This is a genomic window from Streptomyces sp. NPDC002328 (assembly GCF_042890065.1).
In the GTDB taxonomy this organism is placed as follows: domain Bacteria; phylum Actinomycetota; class Actinomycetes; order Streptomycetales; family Streptomycetaceae; genus Streptomyces.
In genome coordinates, this window is the sequence record NZ_JBIARQ010000005.1 from 448,881 (window position 1) to 466,159 (window position 17,279).

The following is a 17,279-nucleotide window of genomic DNA, read 5'->3' on the forward strand; positions in this document are numbered from 1 at the left end:
CCACGGTCTGAAAGTTAGCCTAACCTAAGTAAGGTTTACCTAACTACCCTCTCGCCAAGCCCGCCACAGGCGCGCGTACCGGCCGCCCAGAGCCACCAACTCCTCGTGCGTGCCCTGCTCCACCACACGTCCCGCGTCCAGCACGGCGATCCGGTCGGCGGCCATCGCCTGGGTGAGCCGGTGCGCCACGAACAGCGTGGTCCGTCCCGCACAGGCGGCCAGCACGGCCCGCTCCAGCTCGGCGGCGCCCTCGCTGCCCGCCTCGGCGGTCGACTCGTCGAGCACCACCACCGGCGAACCCGCCAACACCAGCCGCGCCAGGGCGATCTGGGCGACCTTGGTGACGTCCAGCCGCTCCCCGCCCTCGCCGACTGCGGTCCTCAGGCCGTCGGGCAGCGTCTGGACCCATCCGTCGGCGCCGACCGTGCGCAACGCGTCCATCAGTTCGTCGTCGGTCGCCTCCGGCGCGGCCAGCCGCAGATCGTCGGCGAGCGGGCCGGAGAAGACATGGGTCTCCTGCGTCAGGATGCTCACCAGGGCCCGCGCCCCGGCCTCGTCCAGACCCGCGAGATCGGTCGACCCGATGCGCACCGACCCGGACCCGGGGGTCCCTATGCCCGCGATCAGCGCGGCCAGGGTCGACTTGCCCGTGCCCGTCGCGCCCACGAGCGCGAGCGAGCCGCCGGCCGGGATCGTCAGGTCCACGTCCCGCAGGACCGGCTCGTCGGTCCCGGCATAGCTGAACGTCAGCCCCTTCACCGTCACCGGGTACGCGCCGGCGGCCGCCGGCGTGACGGACGCGTCGCCCACCAGGCGCTCCTGCGCGCCCTCCCCCAGCACCCCGACGAGCCGGGTCAGGCTCGCGCCCGACTTCTGCGCCTCGTCGAAGGTGAACATGATCGCCCCGAGCGGGGTGAACAGCCGGTGGAACATCAGCGGGGCCGCCGACACCTCGCCCAGACTGGCGGCGCCGCCCTCCAGCAGGGCGTACCCCACCACGAGGATCAGCACCAGCCCGATGAACTCGGCGCGGTTCTCCCGGCCGACGAACCGGCCGAAGAACCGGAACACCTCGATGCCCAGCTCGCGCACCCGCCACGACTCGCCGGTGACCTTCTCCCGGAACGCCGCCTCCAGCCGGTACGCCCGGACCGTGTCGATCCCGTCGAGCCCGCTGATCAGGGCCTGCGCGCGGTCGGCCTGGGCCGCCCGCTGCCGCCGGTAGAGCGGGGCGGACCGGGGCAGATACCAGCGCAGGGCGAGCGCGTACGCGGGCAGCGCGCCGGCGCCGGCGAGGCCGAGCCGCCAGTCCAGGCCGAACATGCCGACCGTGGCGATGAGGACCAGCACGCCCGCCGAGAACACCGTGGGGATGGCCGTGCGGATGCCCTTGGACAGCACGGCCACGTCGTCGCCGACCCGGGAGAGCACATCGCCCCGGCCCACCTCTTCGATCCGTGCGCTCGGCATCCCGAGCACCGCCCGTACGGCGCCTTCCCGCAGCCGGGCGAGCAGGTCCGCGCCCAGCCTGCCGATGAGGTAGGTCGACACCGCGGTGGCCGCCGCGCCGAGCAGCGCGGCGGCCCCGATCAACACCCCGATCGTGACCAGGACCGAGCGGTCCTCGCCCTCGACGACCCCGTCGACCACACGGCCGAGCAGGAGCACCGGGAGCACCTGGAGCGCGGCTCCGGCCACCGTGGTGAGGACGGTGGCCGTCGTCAGCCACGGCGTCTCACGGCAGTGGGCCGTGACCCATCGGGCGCCCTCTCGTCCGGTCGCCGTGCGCAGGACCGCCGGGGCGACACGCGTGTCGGTCGCGCTCACCCCTGCTCGGCCGACTTGACGAGCTCGTCGATCGCGTACGGCATGGACAGCAGGGTGCCCTGGGAGATGGCCGCGCCGACCGCCGGCCCCTCGCTGTCCAGCAGGTACGACACCTTGCCCTTCTTCACCGCGTCGAGGTTGGTGAACAGCTCGAACTTCTTCAACGCCTCGGTGTCCGCCTTGTCGTTGATGACGAAGATGCGGTCGACGTCGACCAGGTCGACGCGCTCCGGGGAGAGCTTGGTGTAGAAGCTGCCGCCGGCGACCTTGTCGATCTCCGTCTGATACGTGAAGCCGATGCCCGACACCAGCCGTCCGCGGACGTCGGTGGAGGTGAACGGCGCCACCGAGTTCTCGTACCAGGACAGCGCGACGGCGGTCTCGTTCGCGAAGGCGGGGTGCGCCTTCTTGGCCGCGTCGAGTCGGCCCTGGACGTCCGCCACCATCTTCTCGCCCTCCTCGGCCTTGCCGAGCGCCTTGGCGATGTGCAGCGCGTTGTCCTGCCAGGAAGCGCTGAACGGCTCCTTCTCGGCCTTGGTACGGCCCACCGTGGGGGCGATCTTGGAGAGCTTGTCGTAGCCGGCCTGGTCGAGCTCGGAGTAGACCGCGATGATCAGGTCCGGCCGAAGAGCGGCGATCTTCTCGAAGTTGGGACCGGAGTCGCCGTTCTTCATGATGACCTCGGGCTTGGCGTCGCCCCACTTGTCCTTCACCCAGGGCCACTGGGTGTTGATGTCGGGGCTCTGCCCCGCGGGGTTCGGGTACTGGTCGGTCATGCCGACCGGCTTGATGCCGAACGCGAGGATGGTCTGGTCGTCGGTGTAGCCGACGGAGACGACCCGCTGCGGAGCCTTGTCGACCGTCGTGGACCCGAAGGCGTGCTCCACGGTGACCGGGAAGGCGCCCGTGGCGGCGGAGGCCGAGGCGCCGCCGCCCGAGGCCCCCTTTCCGCTCGACGCGCCCTTGTCGTCCGCCGAGCCGGAGCCGCATCCCGCCAGGAGTCCCGCGCCGAGGGCCACGGCCGACAAGGCCGCCGCGCACCGCCGCCGGGGCTTCATGAGGGTCGTTCGATGGAGGAGCATCCGCAATCCCTTTGCTCTCGCACTGTCCCCTGCGCCCGCTCTGAGGGCACGCAAACCCTACCCACAAAAGTGAGGTTAGCCTAGCCTAACTTCTGTTTTCACGGTAGTTGACCTGGACGTGTGTGCGACCGATCGGCACGATGAGCGGCCGGTCGCCCACCGGGTCGTCGATCACCTCGGCGCGCAGCCCGAACGCCTCGCGCAGCAGCTCGGCGGTGATCACGTCTCGTGGGTGCCCCTGCGCCAGGATCGACCCCGCCCGCATCACGATGACGTTGTCGCTGTAGCGCGTGGCCAGGTTGAGGTCGTGCAGCACCATGACGACGGTGCATCCCGACTCGTGCAGATCGTCCACCAGGTCGAGCACGTCGACTGCGTGCGCCAGGTCCAGGTAGGTGGTCGGCTCGTCGAGGAGCAGCAGATCGGTGCCCTGGGCCAGCGTCATCGAGATCCAGACGCGCTGGCGCTGTCCGCCGGACAGCGCGTCCACCGGGCGGTCGGCGAGGTCGGCCACCCCGGTCATGGCGAGCGCGCGCTCCACCACGGCCGCGTCGTCCGACGACCACTGCCGCAGCCAGCTCTGGTGCGGATGACGGCCCCTGGCGACCAGGTCGGCCACCGTCAGCCCGTCCGGCGCGACCGGCGCCTGCGGCAGCAGGCCGAGCTTCTTCGCCACGTCCCGGGTCCTGAGCCTGGCGATGTCGTCGCCGTCCAGCACGACCGTCCCCCTGGTCGGCTTGAGGAGCCGCGACAGGGTCCGCAACAGGGTGGACTTCCCACAGCCGTTGGGGCCGATGATCGTGGTGATCACCCCGGGCGGGACCGTCACGTCGAGATCGTCGAGGACGGTCCGCGAGCCGTAGCCGACGCTGACACCCCTGGCCGCCAGCCGTGGGACGTCCTCCCCGACTCCCGCCCCTCTCCCGGTGCTGCCCTCAGCGGCCACGGCTCCCCCTCGTTCACGCATATCCGACGTTGTATCAACTGACTGTCGACTACCTGCGGTTGGCCCGCACCAGCAGGTGGACCAGGAAGGGGCCGCCGATCACGGCGGTGACCACGCCGACCGGGAGCGTGACCGGCAGCGCCGTGCGCGCCACCAGGTCCGCGCCGATCAGCACCAGCGCCCCGACCAGGCCGGAGGCCGTCAGCGGCGGCGTCGGACATCTCACCAGACGCATCGCCGCCTGCGGCGCCACCAGCGCGACGAACAGGACCGGGCCCGCCGCGCTCACCGCCGTGCCGGCCAGCAGCACCGCGCACAGCAGCATGACCGCCCGCACCGTCGCGTACCGCACGCCCAGACCGGCGGCGACCTCGTCGCCGAAGTGCATCGGCTTGAACTGGAAGGCGACGCAGGACACGACGACGAGCAGGACGAGCGTGCACCACATCGCCACCCGGACCTCGCCCCACGAGCGGCCGTCCAACGAGCCGACCAGCCAGGCCTGGGAGCGGGCCACGTCCCTGATGTCGGCGTTGACCAGCAGCCAGGTGATGATCGCCTCCATCACGGCGCTCACCGCGATGCCGATGAGGATGAGCCGGAAGCCGTCGACGCCGCGCCGCCAGGCCAGGAAGTACACCAGCAGCCCCGTGCCGAGGCCGCCCGCGAGCGCCGCCGCGGACAGGCCCACCGTGTCCGCGATCGCCGACGCGGCCCCGCCCGACGCCGTCACCAGGAACACCGCGACCGCGCCGGCGCCCCCGGTGATCCCGAGGATGTCGGGGCTGGCCAGCGGGTTGCGCGCGATGGACTGCGTGATCGCCCCGGAGACCCCGAGCGCGACCCCCACGACGAGGCCGGCCAGGGCGCGTGGCATCCGCAGGTCCATGATCACGAACTCGTCGACCTGCTCGCCCCGGCCGACGATGGTGGCGATCACCTGGGGCAGGCCGATGGGGAAGTCCCCGACGCCGATGGACAGGCAGAACACCAGGAAGACCGCCGCGGCCAGCAGCAGCGTGACGCAGGCCGCCCAGGGCCGCCACACGAACGACACCCGGCCGAGCCGCACGCCCGGCGCCAACGACGGCCTCGCCTCGGCCCCGGTCGCCTCGGTCGCCTTGGTCCCGGCCCCGGTCCCGTTCGTCTGCGTCCCGGTCGCCTCGGTCCCCTTCATCCCGGTCCCGTTCGTCTCGATCCCGTTCGTCTCGGCCCTGTTCACGCGTTCCTGAACTTTCCGAGCCACACCAGGGCCGCGAAGAACGGGGCGCCGAGCAGGGCGACGACGACGCCCGCGTCCAGCTCGCCCGGCCGCACCACCATGCGCCCGACGATGTCGCAGACCAGCAGGACGACCGCGCCGAGCAGACCCGCGTACGGCACCAGCCAGCGGTAGTCCGGCCCGGTCAGGTACCGGGCGACGTGGGCCACCATGAGCCCGAGGAAGGCGATGGGGCCGCACGCCGCGGTCGCCGCGCCCGCCAGCAGGGTGATGGCGACGATGCCGACGGTCCGGCTCAGCGCGATGTTCACGCCGAGCCCCCGCGCCACGTCGTCCCCCAGGTTGAGCAGGTTGACGGCGGGCAGCGTGGTCAGGGCCAGCACCAGGCCGAGCGCGATGAACCCGGCCACCGGCCAGATGACGTCGAATCCGACGCCGGCCACCGAGCCCGCGTTCCAGAACCGCAGCGCGTTCAGCGCGGCCTGGTCCGACAGGGCGATCGCCGTGGTCACCGCCGCGAGGAACACCGTGACGCCCTGCCCGGCCAGTGCGAGGGTCAGCGGGTTGCCGGCCCCCCTGCCGATGCTCGACAGCCCGAACACGACGACCCCGGCGAGCGCCGCCCCGAGGAAGCCGAACCATACGTACTGGAACGGGTTGTCGAAGCCGAACAGGGAGATCGCCGTCACCACGGCGAACGAGGCCCCGGAGTTCACCCCCAGCAGGCCCGTGTCGGCGATCGGGTTGCGGGTGTGGCCCTGGATCAGCGCACCGCCGACGCCCAGGGCGACGCCCGCCACGATCGCGAGCACCGTCCGGGGCACCCGCACGGTCTGCACGATGAGCCGGATCTCGGTGAGCCGCCGGTCGGGGTCGGGCGCCGCGAAGAGCCCGTGCCACACCTCGGCGGGACTCAACGCGCGCGCACCGACAGCCAACGACACCGCACCCGCGGCCACGAGGATCACCACCAACGTGCCCAGACCCACGACTCGTCGACGACGAGCCGTTGTCGTGCCCCCCGAGGCGGGGCGCTCCACTCCAGTCGTGCCCATGTCGACGTACGTTATCCCTCGGTGATCAGCGGGCGGTGCTTCCGGTTCCGTCGGCGAGCGTCCGGGCCTCGCCGGAGGCGGACTTGACGCCCCGGTCGAGGAGCGAGTCCAGGATCTCGCCGACCCTGATCGCGGTGTTGGACAGCAGCGACGAGGTGATGCCGTGCGTGTGCTCGGTGCCTCCCTGGAGATAGATGCCGCAGCGCAGGTCCGGATCGGTCACGATGCGGTAGTCGCGCTCGACGCGGACGCGGCCCAGGTCGTCGCGGAGGCAGCGGTCCGCGACCTCCCCGAGGATGCCGAGCGGGTCGGCGGGGCTGTAGCCGGTGGCGAAGACGACGACGTCCGCGTCCAGGAGGGTCTCCTCGCCGGTGACCAGGGAGGTCACGGTGGCACGGACCTTGTCCGGCGTCTCCTTGACGTCGGTGAGCCGGGAGACGTTGAGGAAGCGCAGCCGCTCGGCGCCGAGGACCTTCTCCTGGTACATCTGCCGGTACAGGTCGTCGATCAGATCGATGTCCACCACGGAGTAGTTGGTGTTGCCGTGGTAGTCCATCAGCCGGCGCTTCACGCTCTCGGGCGCGGCGAAGTACTCGTCGACCGCGGCGGGATCGAAGATGCGGTTGGCGAAACCGCTGTCGTCGGCGGGGCTGTAGCCGTAGCGGGAGAAGACCGCGCAGACCTCGGCGGCGGGGAAACGGCGGTGCAGGTAGGCGACGTTCTCGGCGGCGCTCTGGCCGGCGCCCACGACGATGAACCGGGACGGGCCTCGCGCGTCTTCGGCGCCCTGTACGCCTGGCGCGCCCGCCGCCCCCACCCCGCTTTCCAACTCCCCGACTCTCGCCAGCAGTTCGGAGTTGTGCCAGACCCGGTCGCCACGCTCGACGCCTTCCGGCATGAGGGGACGCAGTCCGGTGCCGACGACGAGGTTGCGGGCCCGGTGGACCGCGAGCCCCTCGCCCGAACGGACCGTCACTTCCAGGTGGTCGACGACTCCTTCGCGGACGGCGGGCGCTACGCCGACGACCTCATGGCCGTAGGAGACCATGTGCTCGACCTTGGCCGCGGCCCACTCGAAGTACTCATGGAACTCCACCCGGAGCGGGAAGAGGTTCTTGTGGTTGATGAAGTCGATCAGCCGGCCCTTGCTCTGGAGGTAGCAGAGGAAGCTGAACTCGCTGGTCGGGTTCCGCAGCGTCACCAGGTCCTTGAGGAAGGAGACCTGCATGGTGGCGTCGTCGATCAGCATGCCGCGGTGCCAGCCGAAGCGGGGCTGCTGCTCGAAGAAGTGGGCGGTGACCGTCTCTTGCCGGTCGGCGCGCCGGTTGTGCTCGCCGAGTGCGATCGCCATCGCCACATTGGACGGCCCGAAGCCGATTCCGATGAGGTCAAGGACCGGTGAAGCGTCACCAGGTAGAACCTGCGACATGTCTCTCCCATCGTGCGGGCAGTCGCCTGTCGGGCGTGGGGGAAAACGCGAGGTGGGCATGCCGACGGAGCGGCACAACCGCGAACTTAGGTGAGCCTAAGCTAATCTTGCGAGGCTGTCGATAGGGCAACTACTGCCCATCGAGGGCCCGTTGAAAGCTAAGGTAAGGCTTGCTTTACTTACTTCGGATCAGTCCCCGCCGTTGAGGAGGAAGCCCATGCGGGTCGTCATGTTCGGCTACCAGACCTGGGGGCATCGCACCCTGCAAGCCCTCCTGGACTCCGAGCACGACGTGGTGCTGGTGGTGACACATCCCAAGAGCGAGCACGCGTACGAGAAGATCTGGAGCGACTCCGTCGCCGACCTCGCGGAGGAGCACGGCGTCCCGGTCCTCATCCGCAACCGGCCCGACGACGACGAGTTGTTCGAGCGTCTCAAGGACGCCGACCCGGACGTCATCGTGGCCAACAACTGGCGGACCTGGATCCCGCCGCGCATCTTCGGGCTCCCCCGGCACGGCACGCTGAACGTGCACGACTCGCTGCTGCCGAAGTACGCCGGCTTCTCCCCGCTGATCTGGGCGCTGATCAACGGGGAGCCCGAAGTGGGCGTCACCGCGCACATGATGAACGACGAGCTCGACGCGGGTGACATCGTCCGCCAGGAGGCGGTGCCGGTCGGACCCACGGACACCGCCACCGACCTCTTCCACAAGACGGTCGACCTGATCGCCCCGGTCACCGTCGGCGCGCTCGGCCTCATCGCCTCCGGGCAGACGGAGTTCACCCGACAGGACCGCTCCCAGGCGTCCTTCTTCCACAAGCGGTCCATCGAGGACAGCCGCATCGACTGGAACTGGCCGGCGGAGGACCTCGCGCGCCTGGTGCGCGCCCAGTCCGCCCCGTACCCGAGCGCCTTCACCCACCACCGGGGCAGGCGGCTGGAGGTCCTCGCCGCCGTGGTGTCCGAGGGCCGCTACGGCGGCACCCCGGGCCGCGTCTTCTACCGCGAGGGAGACGGCGTGGTGATCGTCGCCGGGGCGGACGCCCGCACCGGCCGCAACCACGGCCTGGCCATCACCCGCGTCCGCACCGAGGAGGGCAGGGAGTTGGCCGCGACCGACTACTTCACCTCCATGGGCGGCTACCTCACCGACCGGCCCTAAGCCACCCGCCGGTGGCTCGGTGAGCCGCACCAGCACGTGGCCAAGCTCGAAGACGGTCTTCGTCGCGCGATCTGTGTCGGTGCGGATCGACTGCCAAGCCTCCATCGGTGTGCTGTCCCGCTGGGAGCCCGCATGCGGGTATCCGTGTCCAAGGTTGAGCTGTATGTGACGATCCGCCGTGACCGTCGTGCCGGCCCGTCTGGTTCGGAGCCGATGTTGGTGCGGTTGGCGTCTCCCTGGGGAAATCCGCTACCGGCTGCGTTCCATACCCCGTGCCTACGGGATGACGAGTAGCTTGCCGGTGGTACGCCGAGCCTCCAGATCGCGGTGAGCCTGGGCGACCTCGGCGAGCGGGTAGCGGGCCGTCACGGTGGTCTCAAGCGCCTTGGTGCGCACCAATTCAAGCACGTCGGCGGCGCGTCGGAGCAGCTCGGACCGATCGGCGATGAAGTGCCCGAGGCTTGGCCGGATCAGGGTCAGCGAACCGCCCTGGGCGAGCCGGATGGGGTCGAAGGGCGGCACTGCACCACTCGCGGCGCCGAAGAGCACCAGGTGGCCGCGGGTTCGCAGGCTGGCGAGGCTCGCATCGAAGGTGTCCCTGCCAACGCCGTCGAAGACGACAGGCAGGCCTTGGCCGCTATGGAGCCGCTTCACCTCGGCCGCGAGATCGTCCACTGTTGAGTAGAGGATCACCTCGGCGGCCCCGGCGCGCCGCGCCAGCTGGGCCTTCTCCGGTGTCGAGGTCGTGCCGATCACTCTGCCGCCGAGATGGGTGATGAGCTGAGTCAGCAGAAGTCCCATGCCGCCGGCAGCAGCGTGCACGAGCACCGTGTCGCCTGGCTGGACCGGGTAGGCGTCTTTGACGAGGTAGTGCGCCGTCATGCCCTGCAACAGCACGGCGGCGGCGGCCTCGAAGTCGACGCCGTCGGGCAGGGGCACGAGCCGGGAGGAGTCCACGACGGCCTGCTCGGCATAGGTGCCGGGAATCTCCACCCAGCCGACCCGGTCTCCCACAGCGACGTGGGTGACGCCGGGTCCCACCTCGAGGACCGTGCCCGCGCCCTCAGTGCCCGGGGTGAAGGGCAGCGGGAGAGTGTACCGGCCCTGGCGGTGGTATACGTCGAGGAAGTTGACGCCGGACGCGGCGACCTCCACGACCGCTTGGCCCGGGCCCGGCGTCGGTTGATCGATATCGACCAGTCGCAGCACCTCGGGACCGCCCACTTCGGACACCTGAATCGCTCGCATGACCCCTCCTGAAACGGCAGACTTCCCTCACCAACTCCACTGGTGGCGATCCTATTTCCGCTCGCGGTGTGCCAGCTCGGGAGGTTCGGTGGGCCTGTCGAAGGAGGTCCGGCGTGTCACCGCGGAGGAGCCTGCTCCGCCTGGCGCGGTACCTGAAGTCGGCTGACCACGGATCGGCTCACCGGGCACCGAAAACGTCATGCACTTCGACACCGAATCAGTCGGAACCGAGCCGTGCACAGCCGAGGATCCCGGCCGCCAGAGCCAAGTTCGTGGTGCCGGCGCCTCAGAAATCGCGAACTTAGGCGCTTTGGTCGGCGACCACACCGGAGACAGCACCCGAGCCGAAATCGCCTGTGCCCGGTCGCTGGGCAAGCCCGTGCGGTTCACACACCCCGAAGTCGACCCTGACGCCTGACCGTCCGCTGCCAGGCATGAGGGCCGTGCACGGGGCGACCAAGACGGGCGTTGGTGCCGTAGAGGGACGGCGGTGTGCTGGGGCTGCTGGACCAGCCGTCACCCCACTACCCCGAAGTCAAGTTCTGCTCCGTGGAGACACTGAACTGCGGTGGCTGATCTTCTTTTTCGCCGCGCGCCAAGGGTCTGACGGGTCAGCTAGGGTGCAGGTCAGACCCAAGGCGTCACCGGCAGGAACGAACTGTCCTGCCGGCAGAGGTCCGTGCCGTCCGCCCGCTCGAGCCGGAGTTGGTAGTCGTAGTGGCGCAGGTAGTGGCCCGGGTAGTTGTACGACTCGAAGCGCGCCGAGCCGCTCGCCGTGCCGGTGCGGGCGATGAACGTGGCGTCCCGGGCGAACGTCGAGCTGCCGTCCTGGGGATCGAGGCGGGCGCGGAAGGAGTAGTGGCGCAGGTAGTTGCCGGCCGCGTCGCGGAACGAGCAGCCGCCCGGGTCGGCGAGGCCGGGCACGACGGTGAAGGTGGCCGCCTGCTTGACGGCGGTCGCGCTGGAGCCGGTCACCACCGGGAGGTCGACCAGCGAGGACTGCGTCCGCCAGTAGCGGGTGGGGTAGTTGGCCGACCGGAGGGAGCGGGTGACGTTCTTCGTGACGCTCACCCCGCCGGTCACCGTCTCCTTGACGACGGTGAAGTGGCGTGCCGTTCCGGAGACGACGGGCAGGGCCCTCGGCGCGCTCCAGGTGGCGAAGGTGTCGTAGCTGTCGCTGTAGTAGTAGGAGCCGTCGCCGTAGCCGTCGAAGAAGAGGCGCCAGGCGCCGTTGTCGAGCTGGACGAGGGCCGGTCCCTCCCGGTAGCTGCCCCAGCCCGCCCAGTCTCCGGTGCGGGAGATCGTGTACGGGCCGGTGAGGCGGGACGCGGTGCCGTACTCGATGTACTTGGTCGTCTCGTTCTTGGTGAAGGCGTGGTAGGTCGAGCCGAGCCGCACGATGAAGGTGTCGATGTGGTTCGCGCCGATGCCGGACAGGGCGACCGGTGAACTCCAGGCGGTGAGCGTGGAGTCGGCGGCTCTCAGCAGATACGGCGTGAAGATCCACTCGTTGTCGGCGGTCGAGCAGGACACGATGACGTTGACACTGCCGTCGGCGTCGACGAACCACTCCGGCGCCCAGGCGCGGGACAGGTTCGCGATCGGGACCGGGTGGTCGTACAGGAACGTCCAGTTGAGCCGGTCGGCGCTGCGGGCGAAGCCGATGGTGGTGCTGACGTCCTGCCAGGTGTGGGTGGTGTAGGTGAGGTAGTAGTAGCCGTCGGTGTGCTTGAGGACGCTCGTGTCGCGGATGCGGTTGCTCGGCGGGGTGTAGGCGGAGGCCTTCGCGAGCCGGAAGTCGGTGGCGTCGTCGGACTGGTAGACGTCGACGGTGCCGTCGTCGCTGTCGAGGAAGGGCACGATCGTGTAGCGGGTGGCCGAGCCGCTGGGCGGGGCGGCGGCGAGGGCCGTGCCGAGCAGACCGGGCGACTCGCCGAGGACGAGCGCCGAAAGGGGCAGGGCGGCCGTGGCGCGCAGCAGGGCGCGGCGGGACGGGGTGGGGGGACGTGAGGTCATGGTGCGGCTCTCCCGACGACTGCGTGGGGTCGGAGGGGGGATTCGGGCGTCCGGGGTTCAGGGGCCCGAGGGGTCGACATGCCGAACAGAGTTCGGAAAGTCGGTCAGAAAGTAGGGGCGGGACCATGGCCCGTCAATACCGCGTGGGACGCTCCCCCTACCGCCCGTCAGACGTTACCGTTCGGTAGACAACGCGCTCCCGGAGGTGTCCCGCAATGACGCTCGACCGTTCCGCAGGCCTGATCGACACTGCCCGTGCGCTGGCGGACGGCGAGGTGTCTTCCCGCACGCTGGTCGAGCAGACGCTGGCCCGGATCGAGGCGACCCAGGGCACCCTGAACGCGTTCCGCGTCGTCCGCGCCAAGGCCGCGCTCGCCGAAGCCGAGGCCGCCGACCGGGAGTTGGCGGAGGGAGTGCGCAAGCCCCTGCTCGGGGTGCCCCTCGCCGTCAAGGACGACATGGACGTGGCGGGCGAGCCGACGGCGTTCGGCTGCCAGGGCGAGCACCCGGTGGTCGCCGAGGACGGCGAGGCGGTACGGCGGCTGCGCGCGGCCGGCGCGGTGATCGTCGGCAAGACCAACACCTGCGAGCTCGGACAGTGGCCGTTCACCGAGGGCCCTGCCTTCGGCGCGACCCGCAACCCGTGGAGCACCGAGCACACCCCGGGCGGCTCCTCCGGCGGTTCGGCCGCCGCGGTGGCGGCGGGCCTGGTGCCGGCCGCGCTCGGCTCGGACGGGGCCGGATCGGTGCGCATCCCGGCCTCCTGGACCCATCTCGTCGGCGTCAAGCCGCAGCGGGGCCGTATCTCGACCTGGCCGCGCGGCGAGTCCTTCCAGGGCATCACCGTCAACGGCACGCTGGCCCGGACCGTGGCCGACGCCGCCCTGCTCCTGGACGCGGCGAGCGGCAACCACGCGCACGACCCGCACCGGCCGCCCGCCGTCGACGCCTTCGCCGCGGTGGGCCGCGACCCCGGCCGGCTGCGCGTCGCGCTCGCGCTGAAGCCGCCGTTCACCGCCGTGCCGGCCCGGCTGCGCCCCGAGATCCGCGCCCGGATCCTCGAACTCGCGGAGAAACTGGCGGGGTTGGGGCACACGGTCGAGGAGGCCGACCCGCCGTACGGACAGATCGGGCTGGCGTTCGTGCCGCGGGCCACCGCGGGAATCGCCGAGTTCGTCACCGACTCGCCCTTCCCCGCGCTGCTCGACCGGCGCACCCACGGCGCGGCCCGGCTGGGCCGGCTCCTCGGCGGCGCGCCGCTGCGGGCGGCCCGGCGCGCGGAGGCGGTCCTGCACCGCCGTATCGGCGGGTTCTTCACGACGTACGACGTCGTCCTCGCGCCGACGACGGCCGCGCCGCCGCCCCGGATCGGGGCCATGGCGCAGCTGAGCGGCTTCGCCACCGACCGCGCCATGATCGCCGCCTGCCCGTACGCGTGGCCGTGGAACGTGCTGGGCTGGCCCGGCGTCAACGTGCCGGCGGGCTTCACGCCCGGCGGGCTGCCGGTCGGGGCGCAGCTTCTCGGGCCGGCGAACAGCGAGCCGCTGCTGCTGTCGCTCGCCGCCCAGTTGGAGACGGAGCTGCGCTGGCACGAGCTGTGGCCGCCGCATCCGGAGCCGGAGCCGGTCGTGAACGCCACGGCCGGGTGATCGTGAACTCCACGGCCGGATGACCGCGTTCCGCCCGTACGCTGGCGGTATGGGCGATGCGTCGATGGTCGGGCTGATGGGGCGGGTCACCGGGACGGTCGGGCCGGGGCTGGTGGGCGAGGTGATCGTCCGGGTGCGCGGCGGCGCGGAGCACTTCCTGGCCCACCCGGCGCACGGGACCGGCCGGATCGCGCCCGGCACCGTGGTGATGATCGTGGAGTACCTGCCGCCGAGGACGGTCTACGTCACGGAGGCGTACGACGGTTGAGCCGATCGTCAAGACTGCGACAAGGATCCGTCAGCGGCTTCATAACGGGCTCGCGCAGGCGCACACTCCCTTCGTTCGGTGCCGAAAGGGCGCCATGCAAAGGGGGCGAATGCCGATGGTCGTCGGCGTCGTGGCGGGGGCGGCGGTTGTCGCCGTCCTCGTGCTGATCGGTCTGTTCAAGATGATGTGGCGGGTCGCGGAACCCAACGAGGCACTCGTCATCTCCGGCTCCACCCACCGTACGGAGGGCCTGGAGGAGGGCATGGGCTTCCGTATCGTCACCGGCCGGGGCACGTTGGTGCTGCCCGGCGTGCAGGTGGTGCGCAAGCTCTCGCTCGACCTCAACGAGACGGAGCTGCACGTGGACTGCGTGACCCACCAGGGCATCCCGCTCAAGGTGCGGGGCGTGGTCATCTTCAAGGTGGGCGACGACTTCGTGTCGATCGCCAACGCCGCTCGGCGCTTCCTGGACCAGCAGAAGCTGATGTCGGAGCGGGTGCACAACGTCTTCGCCGGTCATCTGCGGTCCATCGTGGGCGGGTTGACGGTCGAGGACATGATCCGCGACCGGGAGAAGCTCACCGGGCAGACCCGTGCCGCGTGCGGCACCGAGATGGAGAAGCTGGGGCTGATCGTGGACTCGCTCCAGATCCACGAGATCGAGGACCCGACCGGCTACATCCAGAACCTGGCGATGCCGCACGCGGCGGCCGTGCAGCGGGACGCGCGCATCGCGCAGGCGGAGGCCAACCGGCTCGCCACGGAGGCCGAGCAGGCGTCGTTCGCGCGGATGGCGGAGGCCACCCGGGACAGCGAGATCCTCCAGGCCGGCTACCAGGCCGAGCGGGACAAGGCGGCGGCGTCGGCCCGGCAGGCGGGGCCTCTCGCCGAGGCGGGCGCGCGCCAGGAGGTCGTCGTCCAGGAGACGCGGGTCGCCGAACTGGAGGCGCACCGGCGCGAACAGCAGCTCCAGGCGGACGTCCGCAAGCCCGCGGACGCGCAGGCGTACGAGAAGCGCACCCTGGCCGAGGCCGAGCGCGACGCCCGGATCTCGGCGGCGCAGGCCAAGGCGAAGGAGACGGAGCTCGCGGCGGCGGCGGAGGCGACGCGGGTCAAGGCGGCGGCGGGCGCGGAGGCCGAGGCGACGAAGACCCGGGGTGCGGCCACGGCCTCGGCGACCCGGGCCACCGGCGAGGCCGAGGCGGCCGCCGCCCAGGCCAAGGGCCTCGCGGCCGCCGAGGCGACCAAGGCCAAGGGCCTCGCGGAGGCGGAGGCCATCAAGGCGCGGGCCGCCGCCCTCGCAGAGAACCAGGAGGCCGTCGTCGCCCAGCAACTCGCCGAGAACTGGCCGGAGATCGTGCGCGCGGGCGCGTCCGCCTTCGGCAACGTCGACAACATGGTGCTGCTCAACGGGGCCGACGGCATGGCCGAGTTGTTCGCCAAGGCGCTGACGATGGGCGGGACCGGACTGGGGCTGGCGCGTCAGCTGCTGGCGTCCATGAACCAGACCGGGACGGCCGCGCAGGGCGGCCCCCTCAACGGGGTCCCGGCGCCGCCGCCCGCGCCGGCCGCGCGGAAGGTGCCGGTGGACGGGAGTTGACGCAGCACGCGGGCGCCCTGTGACCCCAGGGCGGCTCGGCCGAACGCGACGCACTACGGGGGCGGCCTCGACGACCGTCTAGGGTGCCCCCGTGACCGCGTCTACCGATGAGAACGTTCCCGGGCGCTTCGGCGTCTCCGCCACCGTCGAGGCCGACCCCCGCGAGGTCGGCCGTGTGCGCACCGAGTACTCCCCCGCGCACGACGGCGACCCCGATCCCGGCGAGATCGTCTGGACGTGGGTGCCGTACGAGGAGAACGACGGGCGGGGCAAGGACCGCCCGGTGCTGGTCGTCGCCCGCGAGGCGGCCGGGACCTTCCTCGCCGTGCAGCTGTCCAGCAAGCGGCATGACGGCGACCGGGAGTGGGTGCCGATCGGGAGCGGGCCGTGGGACCGGTCCGGGCGGGAGTCGTGGGTGGCCGTGGAGCGCGTCCTGCGGCTGCACGAGGACGGTATGCGCCGTGAGGCCTGCGCGCTCGACCGTATGCGCTTCAACCTGGTCCGCCACCGCCTGCACGAGCGCTACGGCTGGACCTGAAACGCGCGCCGGAAAGCGCCCAGCACCGTCTGTCCGGGGGTGCGGTCCAGCACCCCGAACACCACGTGCTGGAAGGTCCGCTCGAAGCGTCCGCCGGGGCCCAGCAGCGTCCGGAACGCGCCCGCGACCTGCGCGGGGTCGTTGCGGAACACCCCGCAGCCCCAGGCGCCGAGGACCAGCCGGCGGTAGCCGTGCGCCGCGGCCGTCTCCAGGACGCGTTCCGCGCGGACGGCGAGGGCGCGCGGCAGTTCGGCCGCCCGCTCCGGCGCGGTGCGCAGCACCACCCCGGCGTTCGGTGCGGCGGCGGTGAGGAAGCCGGCGGTCCAGGGCTCGTCCAGCAGGCGGCCCCGGTCGTCGCGGAAGACGGGCACCGCCGGTGAGTGGATCACCCGATCGGAGTAGAACGGGTCCCGGTGTGCCCGGTGGTGGTCGTAGAACCCCCGGGCCTCCAGCAGACAGGCGTACAGCGCGGAGGCGCGGCACAGGGCCTCCTCCTGGGCCTGGGCGCCGTTGAGGTAGCCGCCGCCGGGGTTCCGGGCGGAGGCGAAGTTGAGGACGGCGACGGGGGCGTGCGCCAGACGGCGGGCGGCCTCCAGACTGCTCTCACCGGTGACCTCGAGACACGGCCCGACGTGCGGCTCTACGGACGACTGGACGCGCCGCCCGACGCCCTGCCCGACGGGCGACTCGACCCAGTGCCCGACGCCCTGCCCGACGGGCGACTCGACGCGCCGCCCGACGCCCTGCCCGACGGGCGACTCGACGCGCTGCCCGACGCCCTGCTCGACGGACGGCTCGACGCGCTGCCCGACGGACGGCTCGCCCCGGTGCCCGACCTGCGGCTCTACGGACGGCTCAACGCCCTGCCCGACGGACGGCCCGACCCGGTGCCCGACGCCCTGCCCAACGCCCCGCCCGACCGGCGGAGCCCCCTCGGTCGACGGGACGGGAACAGGGTCCGGGCCCGTCATCCGGGTCCCGGCCCGCGCCGCCTCGACGGCCGCCGCGAGGGACACCTCGCGCCCGTCGGACGCGCGGTAGGAGCCCGCCGCGACGATGGCCTCCGTGTCCCGCGCGATACCGCGCAGCCGCGCGCTCATGGCGCCACCCCCGTGGACGCCACAGCCGCGTACCGCGCGGTCGTCCCCGCCCCGCCCGTCTCCCCCGTCGTGCTCATGCACGCATCGTCAGCGATGCTTGACGGGCGGTGCAACCGAGTTTTCCGGGCAGGAGA

14 protein-coding genes are annotated in these 17,279 nt (G+C 71.6%); 5 read left to right on the plus strand and 9 right to left on the minus strand.

Going from position 1 to position 17,279, the window contains the following annotated elements; translation table 11 throughout:
- Positions 1-39: 39 nt before the first annotated feature.
- The 6 genes from ACFYX4_RS17040 to ACFYX4_RS17065 form a co-directional block, all read right to left on the minus strand.
- Positions 40-1,827 (minus strand): ABC transporter ATP-binding protein, encoded by a 1,788-nt coding sequence (locus ACFYX4_RS17040; RefSeq protein WP_389332836.1) that lies wholly within the window; start codon positions 1,825-1,827, stop codon positions 40-42.
- Entirely contained in the window at positions 1,824-2,909 is a 1,086-nt protein-coding gene (locus ACFYX4_RS17045; RefSeq protein WP_389332839.1) for an iron-siderophore ABC transporter substrate-binding protein, read from the minus strand. The genes ACFYX4_RS17040 and ACFYX4_RS17045 overlap by 4 nt, the downstream gene beginning before the upstream one ends.
- 85 nt (positions 2,910-2,994) lie before the next feature.
- The gene (locus ACFYX4_RS17050; RefSeq protein ID WP_389332841.1) at positions 2,995-3,876 is read right to left on the minus strand and encodes an ABC transporter ATP-binding protein; all 882 of its coding nucleotides are present in this window, start codon (positions 3,874-3,876) and stop codon (positions 2,995-2,997) included.
- 28 nt (positions 3,877-3,904) lie between these two features.
- Positions 3,905-5,032 carry a FecCD family ABC transporter permease gene (locus tag ACFYX4_RS17055; RefSeq protein WP_389333046.1) on the minus strand — a complete coding sequence of 376 codons (1,128 nt, stop codon included), beginning with the start codon at positions 5,030-5,032 and terminating at the stop codon, positions 3,905-3,907.
- Between the two features lie 41 nt (positions 5,033-5,073).
- The gene (locus ACFYX4_RS17060) at positions 5,074-6,132 is read right to left on the minus strand and encodes a FecCD family ABC transporter permease (protein WP_389332844.1); all 1,059 of its coding nucleotides are present in this window, start codon (positions 6,130-6,132) and stop codon (positions 5,074-5,076) included.
- 25 nt (positions 6,133-6,157) lie between these two features.
- Positions 6,158-7,561, minus strand: a complete 1,404-nt coding sequence (locus tag ACFYX4_RS17065; RefSeq protein ID WP_389332847.1) for a lysine N(6)-hydroxylase/L-ornithine N(5)-oxygenase family protein — start codon at positions 7,559-7,561, stop codon at positions 6,158-6,160.
- Between the two features lie 217 nt (positions 7,562-7,778).
- On the opposite strand from ACFYX4_RS17065, the gene ACFYX4_RS17070 reads away from it, so the two are divergent.
- Complete coding sequence (locus ACFYX4_RS17070) at positions 7,779-8,726, plus strand: methionyl-tRNA formyltransferase (protein ID WP_389332850.1); 948 nt, start codon at positions 7,779-7,781, stop codon at positions 8,724-8,726.
- 276 nt (positions 8,727-9,002) lie between these two features.
- Here the strand turns inward: ACFYX4_RS17070 and ACFYX4_RS17075 are convergent, their stop codons facing one another.
- Both ACFYX4_RS17075 and ACFYX4_RS17080 read right to left on the minus strand, forming a co-directional pair.
- Positions 9,003-9,974, minus strand: coding sequence for a quinone oxidoreductase family protein (locus ACFYX4_RS17075; protein ID WP_389332853.1), 972 nt, complete (start codon positions 9,972-9,974; stop codon positions 9,003-9,005).
- A 627-nt stretch (positions 9,975-10,601) separates the two neighbouring features.
- The gene (locus ACFYX4_RS17080) at positions 10,602-11,990 is read right to left on the minus strand and encodes a glycoside hydrolase family 43 protein (protein ID WP_389332856.1); all 1,389 of its coding nucleotides are present in this window, start codon (positions 11,988-11,990) and stop codon (positions 10,602-10,604) included.
- Positions 11,991-12,205: 215 nt separating this feature from the next.
- Here ACFYX4_RS17080 and ACFYX4_RS17085 point away from each other — a divergent pair, with 215 nt between their 5' ends.
- The 4 genes from ACFYX4_RS17085 to ACFYX4_RS17100 all read left to right on the plus strand — a co-directional run bounded on the left by ACFYX4_RS17085 (position 12,206) and on the right by ACFYX4_RS17100 (position 16,045).
- A complete protein-coding gene (locus ACFYX4_RS17085; RefSeq protein WP_389332859.1) occupies positions 12,206-13,639 on the plus strand; it encodes an amidase in 1,434 nt (477 codons plus the stop codon).
- Positions 13,640-13,688: 49 nt separating this feature from the next.
- Positions 13,689-13,907, plus strand: a complete 219-nt coding sequence (locus ACFYX4_RS17090; RefSeq protein ID WP_389332862.1) for a hypothetical protein — start codon at positions 13,689-13,691, stop codon at positions 13,905-13,907.
- Between the two features lie 109 nt (positions 13,908-14,016).
- Positions 14,017-15,507 (plus strand): SPFH domain-containing protein, encoded by a 1,491-nt coding sequence (locus ACFYX4_RS17095; protein WP_389332865.1) that lies wholly within the window; start codon positions 14,017-14,019, stop codon positions 15,505-15,507.
- 91 nt (positions 15,508-15,598) lie between these two features.
- Positions 15,599-16,045 carry a type II toxin-antitoxin system PemK/MazF family toxin gene (locus ACFYX4_RS17100; protein ID WP_389332868.1) on the plus strand — a complete coding sequence of 149 codons (447 nt, stop codon included), beginning with the start codon at positions 15,599-15,601 and terminating at the stop codon, positions 16,043-16,045.
- Here ACFYX4_RS17100 and ACFYX4_RS17105 read toward each other — a convergent pair.
- Positions 16,030-17,145, minus strand: coding sequence for a TIGR02452 family protein (locus tag ACFYX4_RS17105; protein ID WP_389332871.1), 1,116 nt, complete (start codon positions 17,143-17,145; stop codon positions 16,030-16,032). The genes ACFYX4_RS17100 and ACFYX4_RS17105 overlap by 16 nt on opposite strands.
- Positions 17,146-17,279: the final 134 nt, after the last annotated feature.

Coding starts and splice junctions, on each gene's coding strand:
- ACFYX4_RS17060 (WP_389332844.1), bottom strand. CDS start 6,132: ATGGGCACGACTGGAGTGGAGCGCCCCGCCTCGGGGGGCACGACAACG.
- ACFYX4_RS17075 (WP_389332853.1), bottom strand. CDS start 9,974: ATGCGAGCGATTCAGGTGTCCGAAGTGGGCGGTCCCGAGGTGCTGCGA.
- ACFYX4_RS17050 (WP_389332841.1), bottom strand. CDS start 3,876: ATGCGTGAACGAGGGGGAGCCGTGGCCGCTGAGGGCAGCACCGGGAGA.
- ACFYX4_RS17080 (WP_389332856.1), bottom strand. CDS start 11,990: ATGACCTCACGTCCCCCCACCCCGTCCCGCCGCGCCCTGCTGCGCGCC.
- ACFYX4_RS17055 (WP_389333046.1), bottom strand. CDS start 5,032: ATGAAGGGGACCGAGGCGACCGGGACGCAGACGAACGGGACCGGGGCC.
- ACFYX4_RS17090 (WP_389332862.1), top strand. CDS start 13,689: ATGGGCGATGCGTCGATGGTCGGGCTGATGGGGCGGGTCACCGGGACG.
- ACFYX4_RS17065 (WP_389332847.1), bottom strand. CDS start 7,561: ATGTCGCAGGTTCTACCTGGTGACGCTTCACCGGTCCTTGACCTCATC.
- ACFYX4_RS17085 (WP_389332859.1), top strand. CDS start 12,206: ATGACGCTCGACCGTTCCGCAGGCCTGATCGACACTGCCCGTGCGCTG.
- ACFYX4_RS17070 (WP_389332850.1), top strand. CDS start 7,779: ATGCGGGTCGTCATGTTCGGCTACCAGACCTGGGGGCATCGCACCCTG.
- ACFYX4_RS17105 (WP_389332871.1), bottom strand. CDS start 17,145: ATGAGCGCGCGGCTGCGCGGTATCGCGCGGGACACGGAGGCCATCGTC.
- ACFYX4_RS17095 (WP_389332865.1), top strand. CDS start 14,017: ATGCCGATGGTCGTCGGCGTCGTGGCGGGGGCGGCGGTTGTCGCCGTC.
- ACFYX4_RS17045 (WP_389332839.1), bottom strand. CDS start 2,909: ATGCTCCTCCATCGAACGACCCTCATGAAGCCCCGGCGGCGGTGCGCG.